A 19,414-nucleotide genomic window follows, 5' to 3' on the forward strand; every position below is an offset into this window, starting at 1 on the left:
TAAAAAATGTGTAAAGATTGCGGATGTTCTATCGCAGGACACACTCACAGCCACACGCACTCTGACGGCGTTACGCACACACACGAGCATAATCACGCTCACGCTCACTCTCATGGAGAGGCGCATGAGCACGAGCACGGCGAAATTCACACTCACGGCGACCACGCACACCCTGTGCTAAATGATAAAAAAACCGTCGAAGTAATCACAAAAATTCTATCTGCAAACGATGCCGAAGCAGCGCATATCAGAGAGCATTTCGACGAAGACGGGATTTTATGCGTAAATTTGATGAGTAGCCCAGGAAGTGGCAAAACAACGCTACTAGAAGCTACTATCAAAAGTGGCAAATTTAAAATCGGCGTAATCGAGGGCGATTTAGAAACCAATCGCGACGCCGATCGCGTATTGCAAGCAGGCGCGCGCGCTCATCAAATCACCACAGGCCAAGCATGTCATTTAGATGCATTTATGGTGCATGAAGGGCTTCATCATCTCGATACCACTGGGCTTGATTTAGTTTTCATAGAAAATGTCGGAAATCTCGTCTGCCCTGCAAGCTACGATGTCGGCGCACACGCAAATGTCGTGCTTCTAAGTGTAACCGAAGGAAGCGACAAGGTTGCAAAATACCCTGTAATGTTTAGGGCTGCGGATTTGGTCGTGGTAACCAAACACTCGTTAATCGAGCATTTTGATTTTAGCGTCGAAGAGGTGGTCAAAGAGGTGCGAAAACTAAACCCAAAAGCCGCTGTAATCGCCCTAGATAGTAAAACTGGCGAGGGCGTGGATAAGTGGCTAAAATTTTTGGAATTTAAAAAGGAATTTAGATAATGTGCCTTTCAATCCCGTCAAAAGTGATTTCAATCGATGAAAATAATTTCGCGACCGTCGAAACGCTCGGCGTTAGGCGTGGTGTGAGCTTGGATCTGATTTCTGAGCCAGTTAGCGTTGGGGATTTCGTGCTTATTCATGTGGGCTTTGCGATGGAAAAAATCGACACAGCCGTCGCCTTAGAGAGCCTGAAAATTTACGAACAAATCGCCGAAGAGATGAATAGTGGCGAAATTTCGGCAGATGAGGGCGATATGGGGCTAGCGAATTTAAAAGGCTAAATTTTGCGCAGAATTGATAGAGCTTTAAGCGTATCCGAAGCTTACGAAATAATCGATAATGCCGAATATGCCGTGTTTTCATGCGTGAGGGATAATGGAGAAATTTTTTCAATCCCGCTTTCAATCGTGCGTGAAAATGACAGCATTTTTATTCACGGCGCGACAAAAGGAAGCAAAGCTGAACTTTTCACTGGCGGACGCGATGTAAGCGTGGTTTGCGTCAGTTTCAACGCTGTACCAAATTTAAACGACGCCGAATTTGAAGCGATAAAAGATAATTCAAAAGAGCTTGGAAATAGGGTTTTTACGACCGAATACAAAAGCGTTGTCGCAAAAACAAAAGCCTACGAAATCACAGACAAAAACGCCAAATTAGAGGCTTTGCGAATTCTTAGCGCTAAATACTGCGCGAAATTTATGGACGCTTTCGAGACAGCGGCTTTGGGTGCGTTAAGTCATACTAAAATTTATGAATTTAAAATTTACGAGATGACAGCGAAAGCGAAAATTTTAAAATAAGGCGCGCGGTGGAAGCAGAAGCACTAATCCAAGAAATCTGGCGCAGGTATTGCGCAAAACCTGAGTATTTGTGGAAAAGTGCGCCAAACTTTTGCGTTTTTCGCCACGAAAAAAACAAAAAATGGTTTGCCGTGCTGATGAAGGGCGTGAGTGTAAAAACTCTGGGCGTCGAACCTAGTGCGTTTATGAGCGAAAAAATGCTTGATATTTTAAATTTGAAAATCGAGCCGAATTTGGGCGAAATTTTGCGCGACGGCAAGAGCGTCATAGAGGCGTATCACATGAACAAAAAGCATTGGATTAGCGTAATTTTGGGCGTTTGCGACGAGGCGACGACATACGATTTAATCGAAGAAAGTTATAAACTTACAAAGAAGTAAAAATGGATTTGATAAAAGATTTTAGAGATAAAAAGCTGATTTTGGGGCTTTCAGAAGCGATAAAGCAAAAAAGCAAAAAGCCCATAAATATAATGGAAATTTGCGGCGGTCATACGCACAGCATAATGAAATTTGGGCTTCCTGCGCTCGTGGGCGAAAATATAAATTTCGTGCATGGTCCTGGCTGTCCCGTATGCGTAATGCCACGAGCTCGCATTGACGAAGCCATTGCTCTTGCTTCGCTTGACGGCGTGATTTTTTGCACTTTGGCTGATATGCTCCGCGTTCCCGGAAGCACCACGAGCCTACAAAAACTACGCGCAGACGGAGCCGACATACGCGCACTTTATAGCCCGCTCGATGCCCTAAAAATCGCCGCCGAAAACCCGGATAAAAATGTCATTTTCTTTGCGATTGGCTTTGAGACGACCACGCCGATGAGTGCGGTTTTGGTGGATAAAGTGATAAATTTGGGGCTAAAAAATCTATTTTTTCACATAAATCATGTAACCGTCCCAGCCCCAGTAGAAGCCATTTTGCAAGACAAGGAAGCCAAAATAGACGCATTTTTAGGACCTAGCCATGTCAGCGTCATCACAGGAAGCAAAATTTACGAAAATATCGCCACAAAATATAAAAAACCAATCGCCGTGAGCGGTTTTGAGCCACTTGACATTATGGCAGGTGTGCTAAATTTGGTAACTCAGTTTGAAAATGGCACTTTTGAAGTCTATAACGAATACGACCGCGTGGTTAAGGCTGACGGCAACAAAACTGCCTTAAATTTGATAGATAAATATTTTGAAATTTGCGATTTTTCGTGGCGGGGTTTAGGGGAAATCCCAAAAAGCGGTATGAAGCTAAAAGCCGAATTCGCCGAATTCGACGCAAGAGTGAAATTCGCTGAAATTTTGCAAAATATCCAAAGTAAGGGCGAGAGCAAAGCCTGTATTTGTGGAGAAATACTGCGTGGCAAGGCAAAACCTTATGATTGCAAGGTTTTTGGCAAGGTCTGCACCCCGCAAAACCCGATAGGCTCGTGCATGGTAAGTAGCGAGGGCGCGTGTGCTGCGTATTTCAAATACGCACGAAATTCATAAAATTTTGCGTAAAATTTTACAAAATAAGGATAAAATTTGACAAAAATAGAAACTAGGACTTTAAAATTATGTAATTCTCCATTGAATTACACTGGCTCTAAATTTCGTCTTTTGTCTCAAATTTTGCCTATTTTTCCAAAATATAATGAAACTTTCGTAGATTTGTTTTGTGGTGGGTCGAGCGTAGGTGTAAATTCAAATGCAAAAAACATTGTTTTAAATGATAAAAATAGATTTTTAATTGGGCTTTTTAAATATTTTAAAAATAATCCTTATGAAAAAATTTTTAGTGAAGTTATGGGAGTGATTGAGAAATTTAATCTAAGTCAAAGTAGTAAATTCGGGTATAAATTTTATAATTGTGATAGCTCAAAAGGTTTATCTAGTTATAATCGTATAGGTTTTAATGCTTTGCGTGAAGAATATAATAAAACAAAAAATGTGCTTTTGCTATATGTGTTAATAATTTTTTGTTTTAATAATCAAATAAGATTTAATGCAAAAGATGAATTCAATTTACCTTGTGGAAAAAGAGATTTTAACGATAAAATGCAAGAAAAATTGAAAAATTTTGTAGAAATTTTAAAAATAAAAAATTTTACTTTTACAAATTTTGATTTTAGAAATTTTGATTTTAAATTATACAAAGAAGCTTTTTTTTACATAGATCCGCCGTATTTTTTGGCTAGTGCAAGTTATAATGAAAATGGTGGTTGGGGTTTAAAAGATGAATTGGATTTGTTAGATATTTTGGAAAATTTGGATAAAATTGGAGCAAAATTTGCCTTTTCGAATGTCATTTTTCACAAAAATAAAGAACATAAAATATTAAAATCTTGGCTTGAAAAACATGCAAATTTTAGGTTGCATTATTTAGATTTTTCCTATAAAAACTGCAACTATCAAAGGCAAAAAAATAATTCGCAAGAAGTCTTGATAACTAATTATTAAAGGAATATGATGAAATATAGTTATTTTGGTAATACAACTTTGAGAGTAAAACAAATGCTTTTAAATTTCGAAACTCAAATTTTAATTTTTGATGAACTTTTTAATAATTCCGATAATGATGATACTTGGGCGAACGATTCTGATTTACAATGGAAATTTTTACACGAATTACAAAAACGAAATTTGATTGATAATTCTAAAAAAAATAGCGATTTAGGCACAAAAGATGCTAGGGCTAAATCAGCTCCATTGGAGGATTTTGGATTAATTGTTAGAAAAGATAAAAAAATCACACAAAGTGGCTATGAACTATTGAGTTTGCTCAAAAATGAAGCTTATAAAAAAGAAAATTTATTTTTGCAAATTGATTTAATATCATTATTTTTTTTAAAAGCATGTCTTAATTTTAAAAAAGATTACGATGATATGTTTGTAAAATATTTACAGGTTTTTAAAAAATATAATGGAATTTTGGATAAAAATAAATTTAAATTCTTGCCGCTCATTTCAAATTTCGAAAATTTAGATGATTTTTTTCATTTTTTAGATAATGCTGATTTAAGAGAATTTGTAAATTCACAAAGTAGGGCTGAATTTTTAGAAAAAGCTAAAAAAGGAAATTTCGATGCTAATTTTTTTAAAACTGCAAAAGGGAATAAAACTGCTTTAAACATAATCGAAGTTTTGAAAAAAATGCTAGAATTTCGCAGTAATGGCAATAAAAATATATTAAAAGAAATTATTCATAATAAAAATTTTAAATCTTTTAAAAGTCCATATTTGGGTTATATTTTAGATGGCAAAACAAAAGAAACAGATAAAATTTCAGAACTTGAAAAATTTTGCAATGGCTCTTTTGATGAATTTGTAAATAACTTTTACGATACTATTTTTATTGCTAGAATATCTGCAAATTTAGATGATTATGCCGATTTAAATAAAAGACACTTGGCGCTTACGGGCATTTTTGATTTTTCCGGTAGTAGCGTAGAATTAAGTCAAATTTTTAAAATTATTTTGCAAAGCTCAAAATATGATGAGATTTTAAGCGCTATAAAAATGGGTAAAATTTCGATTGAATTATTGAACGAGTATTTGGACGACGATGAACTAAAAATAGAATTTTTAAAATTAGGAATTTCAAATTTTAGCGATTTAAAAGATTTCAAACGCAGAGAAAATTTGAAAAAAATGGAAAAATTGATAGCCCAAAAATTTTCAAAAGAAAACATTATTGAGATTTTAAAATTGTTTAGTGACAGAAATAATGATGACAAAATTGCATCTTTTGTCACAAAAGAAGCGACAATTCCTACTATTTTTGAATACATTGTAGCTATTGCATGGCATTATATTGATGATTGTAAAATAGAAAGAATTTTAGATGCTGGGCTTAGTTTGGATAATGATTTATTGCCAAAGAGCCACGCAGTCGGTGGGGCTAGCGATTTTTTGTATGATTATAATACGCACGAGCTAATGATAGAAGTTACGCTTACAGAAGCTACAAATCAACGCCGTGCCGAAATGGAAAGCGTTTCAAGACATCTTGGAAATTTGCTTTTAAATTTAAATGAAAACAAAGCCGAAAAATCTTATGCAATTTTTATTGCTCCATATTTAGATAAAAATGTTTTAAACGATTTTCGCTCACGAATTTATTGTTATTTTGAAAATGACAAAAAATTTATCAAAGGTATGAATATTTTGCCATTAAGTAGCGATGATTTGGTGCAAATTTTGATTTCAAATAAAACATATTTGCAAATTAATGCTGATATTTTGGAGATTTTTAAAAGTAAAAATGACTTTGGCTCTCATTGGTATCAAAACGAAATTAAAAATTTTATAGAGAATTTGCAAAATGTTTGAATTAAAAAATCGCAGATATACAGGAGCTAAAACAAAACTTTTGCCACAAATAGAAAAGTGTGTAAATTTGGCACTTAAAGATCTGAATTTTGGTGGGAATTTAAGTTTTTTCGATGCATTTGGCGGAACTGGTGTTGTTGGCGAATATTTTATCAAAAAAGATTGTTTTACAAAACTTATCATAAATGATTTTTTGTATTCAAATTTTGTTATTTATCGTGCTTTTTTTAGTCGTTATGATATAAATAAGCTTGAAAACAAAGTTAAAATTTTAAACGAAATTCCGATATACGAAAATTATTATAGTGATAATTTTGGTAATAAATTTTTTAGTTATGATGATGCTAAAAAAATAGGAACAATTAGAGAAAATTTAACAAATTTGCTTCAAAAAAAAGAGATTAGCAAAACGGAATTTTTTATTTTGCTTTCTAGTTTGATTTATAGTATTGATAAAATCGCAAATACCGTCGGACACTATGATGCTTATCGCAAAAATATCAAGTTAGAAAATAAATTTAAATTTGAACTTATTAAACCTTTAAATCTTGGTAAAAAAATTGAAATTTACAATTTAGATACAAATATTTTGGTTAGAAATTTGGTAAAAAACAGTGAAAAAATCGATATTTCATTTATTGATCCGCCCTACAATTCTAGGCAATATTCAAGATTTTACCATTTATTAGACAATTTGGCACTCGATGAAAAACCAGAACTTTTTGGAATAGCCAAAAAACCAAAATCTCATAATTCAAGCCTGTATTGTAATAAAGAAGCAAAGAAAATTTTTGAAGATTTGATATTTAATTTGGCTAAAATTTCAAAAATTATTATAGTTACTTATAATAATACAAATTCAGCTAATCCAAGAAGTAATAATAGAATTAAATTTGATGAAATTGTGCAAATTTTAGATAATATTGGCGATATACAAATACATAGTTTTGATTTTAAGCCATTTAGCAGTGGCAAAACTGACCTAAATAGGGCTTTTAAAGACCATAAAGAAAATATATTTATATGCAAGGTGGGAAAATGAAAAAAACGATTTTGCTTAGCCACGGTGGTGGTGGCGAAGAGATGAATAAACTCATCAATGATACGATTTTTAGGGCGTTTGATAATGAAATTTTGCGTGAGTGCAACGACAGCGCGATTTTGCCAAATTTCGGTGGCGAGTTAGCTTTTACGACCGATTCGTATGTCGTTACGCCGATATTTTTTAGCGGTGGCGACATCGGTAAAATCGCAGTTTGTGGCACGATAAACGACCTTTGTATGGTCGGAGCTAAACCGCTTTTTATCAGTGTTGGCTTCATCATCGAAGAAGGGCTGGAATTTGCCGAATTTGAGCGAATTTTAAGCTCAATTGCTGAAACTGCCAAGCAGTGTGGCGTAAAAATCGTCTGTGGCGATACCAAGGTCGTCCCGCACGGCAAATGCGACAAGATTTTCATAAATACAAGCGGAATAGGGCAAATTCTTTCGCCAAATATCAAGGCGAAAAATATCAAAATCGGCGATAAAATCTTGCTTAGTGGCGATGTGGGCAGACACGGGGCTGTGATACTAGCAGCCAGAGATGAGCTTTCGCTTGAAAGTGAGCTTAAAAGCGACTGCAAACCGCTTGGTAGCGTGGTAGGGGAGCTTTTGGCAAGTGGCGTGAAAGTTCGCGCTATGAGAGATGCTACGCGCGGGGGTTTGAGTGCGGTTTTGAACGAATTTGCCGAGATTTCTGGCAATGAAATTTTGGTTTTCGAAGAAAAAATCGCGCTGAGCGATGAAGTCGTGGGCGTGTGCGAGTTGCTAGGTTTTGAACCTTACGAACTGGCAAACGAAGGCACTTTTGTCGCAGTTGTTGCTAACGGCGATGAAGCAAAAGCATTAGAAGTGTTGCGTAAATTTGATAAAAATGCGCAAATCATCGGCGAAGTAACAGGCACAGCAAAATCGCAAAATAGGGTGATAATCCAAAATGCGTATGGCTCAGGGCGATTTTTGGAGCTTCCAAAGGGTGAGCTTTTGCCTAGAATTTGCTGAAATTTAAAATTCAGTATCAAGCGATACTGACCGAACAGCAAAAACAAAAGGATAAATTTGGAAAACGAAAATTTAGAAAATAGACCAAATGTTAAAAAATCAAATTTGCGAGATTATGATGAAAATCCGATTGCTATAAGAGATTTTATAAAAGAAATTTCGTTTTATATGTTTTTCCCTGCCATTTTTGATTTAATTTTAACAAAGATACTTTTTGATAAGGGAGTTATTACATTTATGACCACAAATACAATTTATGACAAATTTAATAACAATGTTAATTTTATTTTTTCGATTATTTTAGCGATAATAGTAGCGTTTTGGTTTAAAAAACGCATAGGCACGAACGACGATGAATTTAAATTTTTTAACTCTAAAATCGCCCTAACTAGTATTGTATCCATAGAAACAAATTCATTGAAAGCTTCAAATTTTATTATTGACAAAAGAACGATGCTACTTCCTATTTTTATAGTGGCAATGTTTTTTTCTTTATTTATGGGCGCGATGAATATGGCGAATATTTTTGGTGGAATAATTATATTGTTTTATTGCCCGTTTATGATACTTTCTGTTGTCAGAAACGGGTCGCTTAGCAGTCTGTTTTCATTTGGTTTTTTACTCATAAAAACCAAGCACGGCGAAAAAGTCATACCTATAATCACAAAAAAAGATAAAGATGATTTGAGAAAATATTTTTTAGAAGTTGCAGGTATTGATATTGAGAAAAAAATCAATTATTTGATGATAAAAACATTTTAATAAAATGGAGATAATATGCACGAAATGTCGATAGTGCAAAGCCTAGTGGAGCTTTGCGAGAAAAATTTAAATGCAAACGGTGGCGGAGAAATCAAAGAAATCGTAGTCAAAGTAGGCAGGCTTAGTGGCGTGGAGGCGCATTATTTGCAGAGTTGCTACGATGTGTTTAGGCAGGGCACGGTCTGCGAAAATGCCGAGCTGAAAATCCATATCCAAGATGTCGTTATAGAGTGCGAAAAGTGCGGATATAACGGCGTTTTGGAGCAAAACAACTTCATCTGCCCAAAATGCGAGAGCAGAAATTTGCGAGTAACCGACGGCGAAGATCTGTATCTAATGCAACTTGTGATTGAGTAGGTGCGCTATGGATTTAAACGAATTTGAGAATTGTAAAATTTATATTGACGGCGAATATGGTGATTTTTGGATTATCGAAAAGATGATGCGTTTTATTTTAAGAAGCTTTGAATTTTGAGCGAAGTTAAATTCTGCGCCGAATTTAGAAAATTCACGCAAATTTAAAATTTGTCAAATTTCGGCACAGTATTCCAAACTATGCCAAAAACCCAAACCCATGCTAAAAATCCCATTACTCTTCGTTATCATCATCGCTAGAATTATGTATAAACCCGCTAAAATCCAGCTTCTCAGCCATTTTTAAAATTTCTTTAAATTCCAAAAATCTGCCGTTATAATCATAGCAAACATTAATCGCGCGCCCTTTTAGTGGCGGGGTTTTGTCATGCACATGGCCGTATAAATGCACCGAGCCATAATGCGCGCCGTTCCACTCCAAAATCGGGTAGTGAAATAGCACGAAGCCCTTTTTTACGCCTGGGGCTTTGAAATATTTATAATCGCAAATTTCGTCGAAATAGCCCTGCAAATCGGCGTTTGCGATGATTTGTTTGTCGTGATTGCCCAAAATCAGCCTATGCGAGCCGTTTAGCCGCTCTAAAATCCGCGCTGTTTTGGCGCTGTCTTTGTGAAATGAGAGATCGCCTAGATTATAGACGATGTCATCATCGCTCACAGTGTCGTTCCACAGGGCGATTAGATACTCGTCCATTTGGGCCACGCTATTAAAATTTCGGTATTTTGGGCTGTATTTCATAATGTTTTCGTGTCCGAAATGCAAATCGCTGATAAAATAAATTTTACTCATTTTAAACCCTTAAATTCGGTGAAATTTTAAATTTTGTGTGGAAGTGAAATTTTAAAATTTAAGCGCGTATTGTAGCGTAAATTTTGAAAAATAGGCAAATTTTAGGCGATTTCTCGCCTAAAATTTACGGAATTTAGGCTAAATTTTTAGCTTTTAGCACTTCGACTACTTGCTCGGCGATCGCTAACTCTTCGTTTGTAGGGATAATTAGAGTTTTGATTTTTGCTTCGCTCGTGCTTAGATCGCGGTTGATTTTCCTGCGGATATTGTTTTCGGCCTTGTCGATTGCGATACCAAAATGCGCTAGCTTCTCGCAAACTCTCTCGCGCAAGATATTTGCGTTCTCGCCGATACCGCCGGTAAAGACGATAGCGTCGATTTTGCCAAGCACTGCGTAGTATGCGCCTACGAGTTTGACGATTTGATAGACTAGCATATCATAGGCGAGTTTTGCCTTTTCGTCGCCTGCTTCCATCATTTCCTCGACTTTGCGCAAGTCGCTAGTGCCACAAACGCCCAAAAGTCCGCTTTTTTTGTTCATTATCGCGTCCATTTCTTGTGCGCCATGACCTGCCACGCGCTCCATATACGCGATAATCGCAGGATCTATCGAACCACATCTAGTGCCCATCATAAGGCCTTCTAGTGGAGTCATACCCATTGAAGTATCGACGCATTTGCCATTTTTGATAGCGGTGATACTAGAACCATTTCCAAGGTGAAGCGTAATGCAGTTAAATTTATCATAATCCACGCCTAAAAATTCAGCCGCTGTGCGCGATACATACCAGTGAGAAGTGCCGTGTGCGCCGTATCTGCGGACTTTGTTTTTTTCGTAGAATTCATACGGAAGCGCATACATATATGCTTCTTTTGGCATGCTTTGGTGAAATGTAGTGTCAAAAACAGCCACATTTGGGGTTTTTGACGCGCTCATACATGATTTGATTCCAGCAACTGCTGCTGGGTTATGAAGTGGAGCAAGTGGGCAAAGTTCTTCGATTTTGGCTAGCACATCGCTATCGACAAATGCTGCTTTGTCGAAATAATCAGCGCCTTGGACGATTCTGTGTCCGATACCCTCGATATCGTTGATATCTTTTAGCGTGCCACTTTCTTTTAGCAAGCGATACATTATCTCAATGCCTTCTTCGTGCGATTTAATCGGCTCTTTGACCTCTTTTTCAAACTCGCCTGCCTCAATTTTGGCTTTTGAATGCTCTGAGCCAATCTCTTCGATGACGCCACTTGCAAGGCAAGTTTTATTATCCATATCTTGGAATTTAAATTTGATTGAACTGCTACCTGAGTTTATGACTAAAATTTCCATTAATTTACTCCTGCTTGAATTGCGCTAATAAGCACTGTATTTACGATATCCTCGACCTTGCAACCTCTGCTTAAATCATTAACTGGTTTTTTAAGACCTTGCAAGATTGGTCCGATTGCCACTGCGCCAGATGTGCGTTGGACTGCCTTGTAGCCGATATTTCCTGCATTTAAATCAGGGAAAACAAATACATTTGCCTTGCCAGCTACCGCTGAGCCTGGGGCCTTTTTGCTTGCGGTTGTAGGATCAAATGCTGCGTCGAATTGCAATGGTCCATCGACTGCCAAATCTGGGGCTAGCTCGCCAACTAGTTTAGTAGCTTCTTCGACGATTTCTACACTTGGTCCTGTTCCACTTCCTTTTGTTGAATAGCTTAGCATGGCTACGCGTGGTTCTAGTCCAAATGCGCGCGCAGTATTTGCCGAGCTAATCGCGATACTTGCAAGAGCGTTTGCGTCAGGGTTTGGCACGACGGCGCAGTCTGCGAAAATCACGATTTGGCTATCAAGACACATGATAAATGAGCCACTAACCGTGCTAACGCCCGGCATTGTTTTGATTGTTTGTAGTGCAGGGCGAATAGTCTCGGCTGTGGTCGTGCTAGCGCCACTAACCATAGCGTCAGCCTTGCCACTATACACTAGCATAGTGCCAAAAAATGTGCGATCTTTGACTAGTTTTTGCGCTTTTTCTAGCTCCATACCTTTGGCTTTGCGAAGCTCGTAAAGTGTGTTTGCAAACTCATCTGAGTATTCGTTATTTGCTGGGTTTATGATTTTAACACCATCTAAATTTAGCCCTAAATTTCCAGCTTTTGCTTTGATTTCGCCCTCATCGCCAAGTAGCACCAAATTTACCGCCCCGCTTTTATTTACGATGTCGGCAGCACGTAAAATTCTCTCATCATCGGCCTCAGGTAGGACGACTGATTTTTTGTTTGACGCTGCTTTGGCATAAAGTGTGCTCTCAAATCTCACTGGGGTTAGAATTTCGCATTTAGCGCCTTTTAGCGCCTCGCCTAGGCAATCAGCGCAGACATCTTTTGTGGTGAAGCGCAAAACTTGTGCGCCACATTTTTTGGCGAAATTCTCGGCGATTTTCGCCTTGCTCTCGCTCGTATATAGTCCCACCACAGGCAGAGCCAAATCCTTGCTAAGGCCGAAATTTAGCACCTCATCGAAGCCTTTTGCGCCATAGACGATTACGCATTTTGCGTTTTTTGAGACTGCGTCAAATTTGGCTATTGCCATTTTTGAGATTTGTGCAATCTCGCCTTTTTCTAAAAGCGATATGATTTCGCTCTCGCTCGCCACATCTGGGACGATATTTAGTGCCACAGCGCCGTCAAATTTGGCTGTGACATCGCGCACATCGTCGCCTAAAACAAAAAATGCGTTCATAAGCAATCCTTATAAAAAAATTAAAAAAACACTTGCATTTTATCATATTAAAGTTGGTATTTGTTTTAAATTTGGCAAATTTGGGTGAAATAAAATTTCATTTTGTTTTTTTATTTAAGGACAAATTTATGCAATTTTATAGGGTCAAGTAAGGCAAATTTGATTTTTTCTTACTATTTTTAACAAAACTTTATACAAATTTTCTTTACTAATTTTTGTATTGTATCTAAATTCACTTTCTTTAAGATAAAGATAGAAAAAATCCTTTTTTATACCCTTGAATCTTAGTTAATATATGCTTTGTATAAGCTGTGAAACTCTCAATTTCATTGATTTGGTTTTTACTATTTGCAAATTCATTTTTGCAGTGTTTAATCCTAATTTAGAGATTTTATTTATCTCTAAATCTTAGCAAAAATACTTCAAAATTTCTCTAAATTTAGCTTCCAACATTTTTGAATTTTTCATATATTTGCTGTTTTATTGTTGTCATAGTAACCAAAAGCTCTTTTTATTATGCTTTTGCTTTTACTTGACCCAAAAAATTTATATCTTGGTATTTTTTTATAAATAACGATATTAAAAACAGTGTCAAAAAATACTTCAATTGATAAAATGTATCCTTAATTTTGTCATTTAAGACAAAATTTTGTAAAAAAAAGAATATAATACTTATTTTATTTTAAAATCAAAAGGTGAAGTTTATGAAAATAAAATTTTTCTTTGGCTTAAAAATTTTCTTTATTGCTTTTTTTAGTCTATTTTTAAGTTCTTGTGCTAGTGTAAATTTTTTTCAATCAAGCGCTACTAATGCTAAAAGTCATGAAAATTCAGCAGTAAGAAAAGCAGAGATAATTCAGCAGTGTAAAACAAGTCCTACGCCTGAAATTCAAAGAGAGTGTTTTAATGGTGTTCGTGAAAATATAGATGTTTATTTGGCTCAGATAGATAAATGTAGAGCTTTAACAGATAGTGAAAGTCAAAAAGATTGTTTAGCAAGACTGAATGCGATGATAGATGTCAGAAGGAATACTTTTAACAAAGCGTTTTACGAAGAAGATATTCCATACAAAGCACTAACATTGCAAACCGAGTGTGACTTGTTTGGAACTGAGTGCTTAATGGCTGCTTTATTTATGGATAGGACTAAGCTATTGGCTGGCTATAATGATGGAGAAAAAAGTAAAAAAATGGAGGAAATTATCACAAATTATTGGTTAAAAGGTTGTGAAAATGAGAATTTAGATAAAAATTTATGCAAAAAACAAAAAACTTTTTTACAAAGAAAAGATTACTTTTTAAAATACAATCAGCAACTAGAACAGAAATTAATTGCTAAGCTTAAAAAAATGGAACAAGAAAATATTAAAAAAGCTGAACAAGAAAGATTAGCTCTACAAAAAAGAGCGGAAGAACAAAGAGTAATGGAGGCTGATAATCAATGTTTGGCTTTAAATGAAACCAGCGTTGCAGGTGCTGTTGCTGCCAAATAAACTAGCGAAATGGCTAATTTAATTGGAAATTTATTGGGTGGTAAAGCCGCTGGCAAACAGCTTGTAGGCATAGTTAATTCTTATACTCCATTTACGGCAAAAAGTCCTTCTGATATTAAAGGTATTTGTCAATCAGCTTGCAATTCAAAAAATGGCAAGGCTTGTTTTCTTATAGGAATCGCTTATTTTGATTCCGATATTTCAATTTCTGAAAATTATATAAAAAAAGGTTGCAATTATGGTTATGCGCAATCTTGTTTAAAAGCGGAAGGTTTTTATTATAAAGAAAAAACATATCGCAGAGTTCGTGAAAAAAAAGATAGAGGCAAAACTTGTCGTTATGAATATGGGTATAAAATGGAGTGTTGGGAAAATAGCACTCCTTTTAGCGTTTTTACAGATAATAAAATTAAAGATGTTGGACCTTCTAATTATGTAAAGGGAAGAGCTCTTAACAAGCCACAGGCTATGCAATATCGCAAAAAAGCTCTTGCCTTACTACAAAGAGATTGTAGTAAAGGTGATGGTTATAGTTGTCAACAATATAAAACCATACAAGATTATTCAAATTTAGGTGGATATTAAAAAGCGTCGTAGGGTGACAAATGATGGTCGCCCTATAATGTTAAATTCGCTTTGTTTGACAAAACTCTTTATAGAAATCAAAATTTAAACCGCATTTTGGTAAAATCCAAAAACGCAAATTTTTTAAAATTTTTAAGGTAAATTTAGTGATGAGATACAAAACAAAACAGATAAAAGTAGGCTCCCTTGCTATCGGTGGGGACGCGCCGATTTCGGTGCAGTCGATGACATTTTCGAAGACAAAAGATATAAAGGGCACACTCGCGCAAATAAATCGCCTGTATTTTGCGGGAGCTGATTTGGTGCGATGTGCTGTGCTAGATCATGACGACGCAAAGGCTTTGGCGGAGATAAAGAAAAACTCGCCCTTGCCGATAGTTGCGGATATTCATTTTAACTATCGCTTGGCGCTTGAAGTCGCACCTTTTGTCGATGCGATTCGCATAAATCCGGGTAATATCGGCGGAAGTGAGCGCATAAAAGAAGTGGTAAAAGCGTGCAAAGAGCGAAATTTGCCGATTCGCATAGGGGTAAATTCCGGCTCACTCGAAGAGCAGTTTGAAGCCAAATTTGGTAGAACCCCACAAGGCATGATCCAAAGTGCGCTTTATAATTTCAAATTGCTCGAAGACTTCGATTTTACCGACATTGCGATTTCGCTAAAAAGCTCCGATGTGCCCCGCACGGTTGAAGCCTACCGCACACTTCGTCCGCTTTGCGAGTATCCGTTTCACTTAGGCGTTACCGAAGCCGGGACGACTTTCCACGCGACGATAAAAAGTGCAATCGCACTTGGAACGCTTTTATTAGAGGGTATCGGCGATACGATGAGAGTAAGCATAACGGGCGAACTCGAAGAAGAAATCAAAGTCGCCAAAGCGATACTCCAAGACGCCGGAGTGCAAAAAAGTGGCATAAATATCATCTCGTGTCCTACTTGTGGGCGTTTGCAGAGCGATTTAGTAAGTGCGATTAAAATCGTAGAAGAGCGAACAAAACACATAAAGGCACCTTTAAATATCTCTGTTATGGGCTGCGTGGTAAATGCACTTGGCGAAGCCAAAGGCGCAGATGTCGCAATCGCCTTTGGCAAGGGAAATGGTCTAGTTATTCGCCACGGCGAAATAGTAGCAAAGCTAAAAGAGAGCGAGCTTGTGGAGAGATTTTTAAGCGAAGTAGAGGACGAAGTGAAGCGCTACGAAGAGCGCTAAATTTTGGCAAATTTAATGAAATTTAATCAAATTTAATCAAGGCAAATTTATGGAAGTAGCTGCAAATTTATATGATTTGGATATGGAAAGAGCGATTTTAAGCGCGCTCATACAAGACGACGAGGCATACAGCGAAATCGGCGATATGATTGGCGTGGGGGACTTTTATTTCAAGCCACATGCCGATGTTTATGAGGCTATCACGAAATGCGTGGCGCATGATGAGCCTATCGCGCCTAGTTTTATCAAAAAATGGCTAGAAGGCAGGTATAACGAGCAAATTTTCGCCGAAATTTTAGCCACAAGCGGACTAATCGACGCACGAAAATACGCAAACGAGCTAAAAGAAAAATCTATCAAGCGCGGGCTAAATTCTATCGCGCACAGGACGCCTACTATCGTAAATGAAACCCAAAAAGCCAAAGAAGCCGCCGATAAAATCAGCGCAGAAATCTACAAACTAATCGACGAGGAAAAGCACGGCGGGGTCAAAACCAGCCCCGAAATCATCACCGAAGTCGTCAGCGAGCTACGCAAACAAAAAGAGCAAGCAGGCTCCGAGCTAGTGGGGCTTGACACGGGCTTTACATACCTTAATAAATTCACCAAAGGCTACAAACCGGGCGAGCTTATCATTATCGCTGCGCGCCCAGGTATGGGAAAGACAGCCTTCGTGCTAAACTCCATGCTAAAAACGCTCGAAAAGGGTAAGGGTGTGGTGTTTTTTTCACTCGAAATGCCAGCCGTGCAGATTATGTATAGAATGCTAAGTATCGGAAGCTCTGTGCCACTAAATTCGATTTTAAGTGCGACGCTAAGCGATGATGATTGGAGCAGGTTTAATGCCGAGTGTGAGCGTATGATGGATTTGCCGCTTTTCGTCTATGATAGCGGTCATGTCAATATCCAGCAGGTGCGCACCCAAATGCGCAAACTCAAAGCTGCGCACGAAAATATCGAGCTTTGCGTGGTGGATTATATCGGTTTGATGACAAGCACGAGTAATTTTAGCGAGAGGCATTTGCAAATCGCTGAAATTTCGCGCGGATTAAAGCTACTTGCGCGCGAGCTAAATATACCGATTATCGCGCTTTCACAGCTCAATCGTGGCGTGGAGCTTAGATCGGATAAACGCCCGCAAATGGCGGATTTGCGCGAGAGTGGGGCGATCGAGCAGGACGCGGATATTATACTTTTTGTTTATCGCGATGAGGTCTATAAAGAAAGGGCGTATCGCGAGAAAAGAGCTGCGCTGGAAATGGCGGGCAAGGATCCGAGCGAAATCGAGGAATTTAAGCGAAATGAGTTAGAAGAAAAGGCAGAAATCATCATCGGCAAAAACCGCTCAGGCGAAGCAGGGCGCACGATAGAGGTCGCATTTCAGGGGCCTTATACGCGTTTTGTGGATTTGGTGAGCTTCGGTGGTGCGCCAATGGAGAGTAGCGAGTTTGAAATGACGCCTGATATGACGCCGGATTTTGCCGAAGCAATGCCAATGGTGGGCGAAATTTCGCTAGAAAATGGGGCAGGTGCGCCAAATACTGCGCCAGAATTTGCGCCAAATTTTGCGCCTCAGGGTGCGGGAGATACTGCGCCAAATTTTGCGCAAGAAAGCGAGAGCGGGGAATTTATCGAAACTGGGGCAGATGAGATTATGCAAAGCGTAGATGTGCCAAGCCAAAGCGTAGATATCGAAAGCTTCGCAATCCCTGATACAAATATGGCAAATGTCCTAAAACAGGGCGCATATACGCAAAATCAAAGTCAAGGCGAAGAGCTTTTTGGCGATGAAAATGCGAGCGAAAATGATGAAAACCCTGTGGATATTTAGGGGTAAAATTTAGCTAAATTTTGAAATTTAAGGAATTTAATGTTTGAAAAAATCGGCGAATTTTTAAATTCGCCCAAAATCGCAAAACCATATTTAATCATAGTTTTGGCCTATATGTCGGCTGTGGCGCCACTTTCGACGGATATGTATCTGCCAGCGCTCAAAAATGTCCAAACCAGCTTTGAGACGAGCGAATTTTACACTCAGCTCTCAATCAGCGCGTTTTTTGTGGCATTTGCGCTAGGTCAGCTAATATATGGCCCACTAAGCGACATTTATGGTCGTAGAAAACCCCTGCTAGCGGGCATTGCGCTATTTATCGTGGCGAGTATTTTATGCGCCAATACTCAAAATATCTACGCTTTTATATTTTTTAGGTTTGTCCAAGCCCTTGGCGGGTGCGCTGGCGTGGTGATTGCACGCGCTGTGATAAATGATAAATTTGACACCGCCCAGGGCGCGTCGGTTTTGGCGCTGATGATGATAGTAGGCTCCATAGCGCCTATGCTAGCGCCCACATTTGGGGCGTTTATACTCGATTTTGGCGGGTGGAGAGTGATATTTGGCACGCTTTTTGTGCTTGGAATAATTTTGTTTTGTATGATATTTTTAGGGCTTAGGGAGAGCGCGATTATCGACAAGAGCCTAAAACTGGGCTTCAAGCCCGTTTTTATAAACTACGCTAGAATTTTGCAAAACCGCAAATTTTTCATTTTTACGCTTTCGTCTGCGCTTACAATGGCTGCGATGTTTGCCTATATCACGGGCTCTGCGTTTGTTTTTAAGGAGCATTTTGGGCTAAGTAGCAAGGAATTTGGGCTGATTTTTGGCGTAAATGCGCTGTCAATGACGATTTTTTCGGCGATAAATGCCAAAATCGTGCAAAAAATCTCGCCTTTTGTGATTTTGCAATTTGCCTTTTTAGCGATGATTGTGGGGGCTTTGTGCTTGCTTGGGTGCGGGCTTTTGGGGCTTGGATTTTGGGCGTTTGAGGTTTGCCTTTTTTTTACGCTGGGTATGAAGGGGCTCATAATCCCAAATGCTGTGGTGCTTGCCATGGCGCGCTTTAAGGGCAAATCAGGCTCTGCCTCAGCCGTGCTAGGCGCGGTGCAAATGGCGGTAGCTGGGCTAATCGCTGCGATCGTGGGAGCTGTCGGCGCAAATCACCCATTTTCGCTAGCTGTGGTAATGGCGATTTGCATTTTCCTAGGATACGGCGTCTATCTGTGCGCGAATAAAAAATTCACTAAAAATTTAAAGCGCAAATTTGGCTAAATTCGCAGAATTTTAAAATTTTATGAAATTTCACCAAAACACTGCGCCGATTAACCAAAATTTACACATTATTATCAAAATTTGCGCTAAATTTTGGCGCAAATTTAGCGTTTTTACCTTTGATTTTTAGATAAATTTTTTCGGAATTTCTATCATCTTATTCCTTTTGATAAAAAAATACGGCTCTTTGGTTTTTGCGTTGTTTTTAGTCCTTTTTGGTGGCGAGTATGATAGAGACTTTTAATCATACTATGCGTTAAGTTCTCGCTCTCGTGAGTTGTTTTTAAATTATCTAAAAATAAAATTCAAGCTTAGCGTTTCGTGGAATTTGAAATTTTAAAATTTTGTAGATTTATGCCTTGCAATGGTAAATTTGCGCCAC

Annotated in this window: 18 protein-coding genes and 2 pseudogenes; 16 read left to right on the top strand and 4 right to left on the bottom strand. The window is 38.0% G+C overall.

The genetic code is table 11. The annotated features are described in order from the left end of the window. Positions 1-6 precede the first annotated feature (6 nt). The 11 genes from hypB (at position 7) to hypA (ending at position 9,099) form a co-directional block, all read left to right on the top strand. Positions 7-834, top strand: coding sequence for a hydrogenase nickel incorporation protein HypB (gene hypB, locus OFO00_RS04000; RefSeq protein ID WP_270864968.1), 828 nt, complete (start codon positions 7-9; stop codon positions 832-834). Continuing rightward, positions 834-1,115, top strand: a complete 282-nt coding sequence (locus tag OFO00_RS04005; protein ID WP_270864969.1) for a HypC/HybG/HupF family hydrogenase formation chaperone — start codon at positions 834-836, stop codon at positions 1,113-1,115. The genes hypB and OFO00_RS04005 overlap by 1 nt, the downstream gene beginning before the upstream one ends. A gap of 3 nt (positions 1,116-1,118) precedes the next feature. After that, the gene (locus OFO00_RS04010; protein WP_270862455.1) at positions 1,119-1,634 is read left to right on the top strand and encodes a pyridoxamine 5'-phosphate oxidase family protein; all 516 of its coding nucleotides are present in this window, start codon (positions 1,119-1,121) and stop codon (positions 1,632-1,634) included. A gap of 8 nt (positions 1,635-1,642) precedes the next feature. After that, on the top strand, positions 1,643-2,014 hold the full coding sequence (locus OFO00_RS04015; RefSeq protein WP_270864970.1) for an MmcQ/YjbR family DNA-binding protein: 372 nt from the start codon (positions 1,643-1,645) through the stop codon (positions 2,012-2,014). Between the two features lie 2 nt (positions 2,015-2,016). Next, entirely contained in the window at positions 2,017-3,114 is a 1,098-nt protein-coding gene (gene hypD / locus OFO00_RS04020) for a hydrogenase formation protein HypD (RefSeq protein WP_270864971.1), read from the top strand. Between the two features lie 36 nt (positions 3,115-3,150). Beyond that, positions 3,151-4,065 carry a DNA adenine methylase gene (locus tag OFO00_RS04025; RefSeq protein WP_270864972.1) on the top strand — a complete coding sequence of 305 codons (915 nt, stop codon included), beginning with the start codon at positions 3,151-3,153 and terminating at the stop codon, positions 4,063-4,065. Between the two features lie 249 nt (positions 4,066-4,314). After that, positions 4,315-5,937 (top strand): AlwI family type II restriction endonuclease, encoded by a 1,623-nt coding sequence (locus OFO00_RS04030; RefSeq protein ID WP_270864973.1) that lies wholly within the window; start codon positions 4,315-4,317, stop codon positions 5,935-5,937. After that, complete coding sequence (locus OFO00_RS04035; RefSeq protein WP_270864974.1) at positions 5,930-6,979, top strand: DNA adenine methylase; 1,050 nt, start codon at positions 5,930-5,932, stop codon at positions 6,977-6,979. Before OFO00_RS04030 ends, OFO00_RS04035 begins: the two co-directional genes overlap by 8 nt. After that, complete coding sequence (gene hypE, locus OFO00_RS04040; protein WP_270864975.1) at positions 6,976-7,980, top strand: hydrogenase expression/formation protein HypE; 1,005 nt, start codon at positions 6,976-6,978, stop codon at positions 7,978-7,980. Before OFO00_RS04035 ends, hypE begins: the two co-directional genes overlap by 4 nt. Before the next feature lie 57 nt (positions 7,981-8,037). Next, complete coding sequence (locus OFO00_RS04045) at positions 8,038-8,742, top strand: hypothetical protein (RefSeq protein WP_270864976.1); 705 nt, start codon at positions 8,038-8,040, stop codon at positions 8,740-8,742. 15 nt (positions 8,743-8,757) lie between these two features. Beyond that, complete coding sequence (gene hypA, locus OFO00_RS04050) at positions 8,758-9,099, top strand: hydrogenase maturation nickel metallochaperone HypA (RefSeq protein WP_270864977.1); 342 nt, start codon at positions 8,758-8,760, stop codon at positions 9,097-9,099. A gap of 232 nt (positions 9,100-9,331) precedes the next feature. Here the strand turns inward: hypA and OFO00_RS04055 are convergent, their stop codons facing one another. From OFO00_RS04055 to OFO00_RS04070, 4 genes and pseudogenes are all read right to left on the bottom strand, one after another. Next, positions 9,332-9,907 carry a metallophosphoesterase gene (locus OFO00_RS04055; RefSeq protein ID WP_270864978.1) on the bottom strand — a complete coding sequence of 192 codons (576 nt, stop codon included), beginning with the start codon at positions 9,905-9,907 and terminating at the stop codon, positions 9,332-9,334. 133 nt (positions 9,908-10,040) lie between these two features. Further along, complete coding sequence (locus OFO00_RS04060; RefSeq protein ID WP_270864979.1) at positions 10,041-11,237, bottom strand: acetate kinase; 1,197 nt, start codon at positions 11,235-11,237, stop codon at positions 10,041-10,043. Then, a complete protein-coding gene (gene pta / locus OFO00_RS04065; protein ID WP_270864980.1) occupies positions 11,237-12,637 on the bottom strand; it encodes a phosphate acetyltransferase in 1,401 nt (466 codons plus the stop codon). Before pta ends, OFO00_RS04060 begins: the two co-directional genes overlap by 1 nt. A gap of 144 nt (positions 12,638-12,781) precedes the next feature. Beyond that, positions 12,782-13,016 (bottom strand): annotated as a pseudogene (locus tag OFO00_RS04070) (IS1595 family transposase); the annotation flags it as partial. Positions 13,017-13,341: 325 nt separating this feature from the next. Between OFO00_RS04070 and OFO00_RS04075 the strand changes: the two are divergent. The 5 genes and pseudogenes from OFO00_RS04075 to OFO00_RS04095 all read left to right on the top strand — a co-directional run bounded on the left by OFO00_RS04075 (position 13,342) and on the right by OFO00_RS04095 (position 19,032). Continuing rightward, a complete protein-coding gene (locus tag OFO00_RS04075; protein ID WP_270864981.1) occupies positions 13,342-14,130 on the top strand; it encodes a hypothetical protein in 789 nt (262 codons plus the stop codon). Between the two features lie 9 nt (positions 14,131-14,139). Continuing rightward, complete coding sequence (locus tag OFO00_RS04080; RefSeq protein WP_270864982.1) at positions 14,140-14,715, top strand: hypothetical protein; 576 nt, start codon at positions 14,140-14,142, stop codon at positions 14,713-14,715. Between the two features lie 149 nt (positions 14,716-14,864). Further along, positions 14,865-15,926 (top strand): flavodoxin-dependent (E)-4-hydroxy-3-methylbut-2-enyl-diphosphate synthase, encoded by a 1,062-nt coding sequence (gene ispG / locus OFO00_RS04085; protein WP_270864983.1) that lies wholly within the window; start codon positions 14,865-14,867, stop codon positions 15,924-15,926. A 49-nt stretch (positions 15,927-15,975) separates the two neighbouring features. Continuing rightward, positions 15,976-17,334 (top strand): annotated as a pseudogene (locus OFO00_RS04090) (replicative DNA helicase); the annotation flags it as partial. 462 nt (positions 17,335-17,796) lie between these two features. Next, positions 17,797-19,032, top strand: a complete 1,236-nt coding sequence (locus OFO00_RS04095) for a multidrug effflux MFS transporter (protein WP_270864985.1) — start codon at positions 17,797-17,799, stop codon at positions 19,030-19,032. Positions 19,033-19,414: the final 382 nt, after the last annotated feature.

It is taken from the genome of Campylobacter sp. VBCF_04 NA7 (assembly GCF_027737405.1).
Classification (GTDB): Bacteria; Campylobacterota; Campylobacteria; order Campylobacterales; family Campylobacteraceae; genus Campylobacter_B.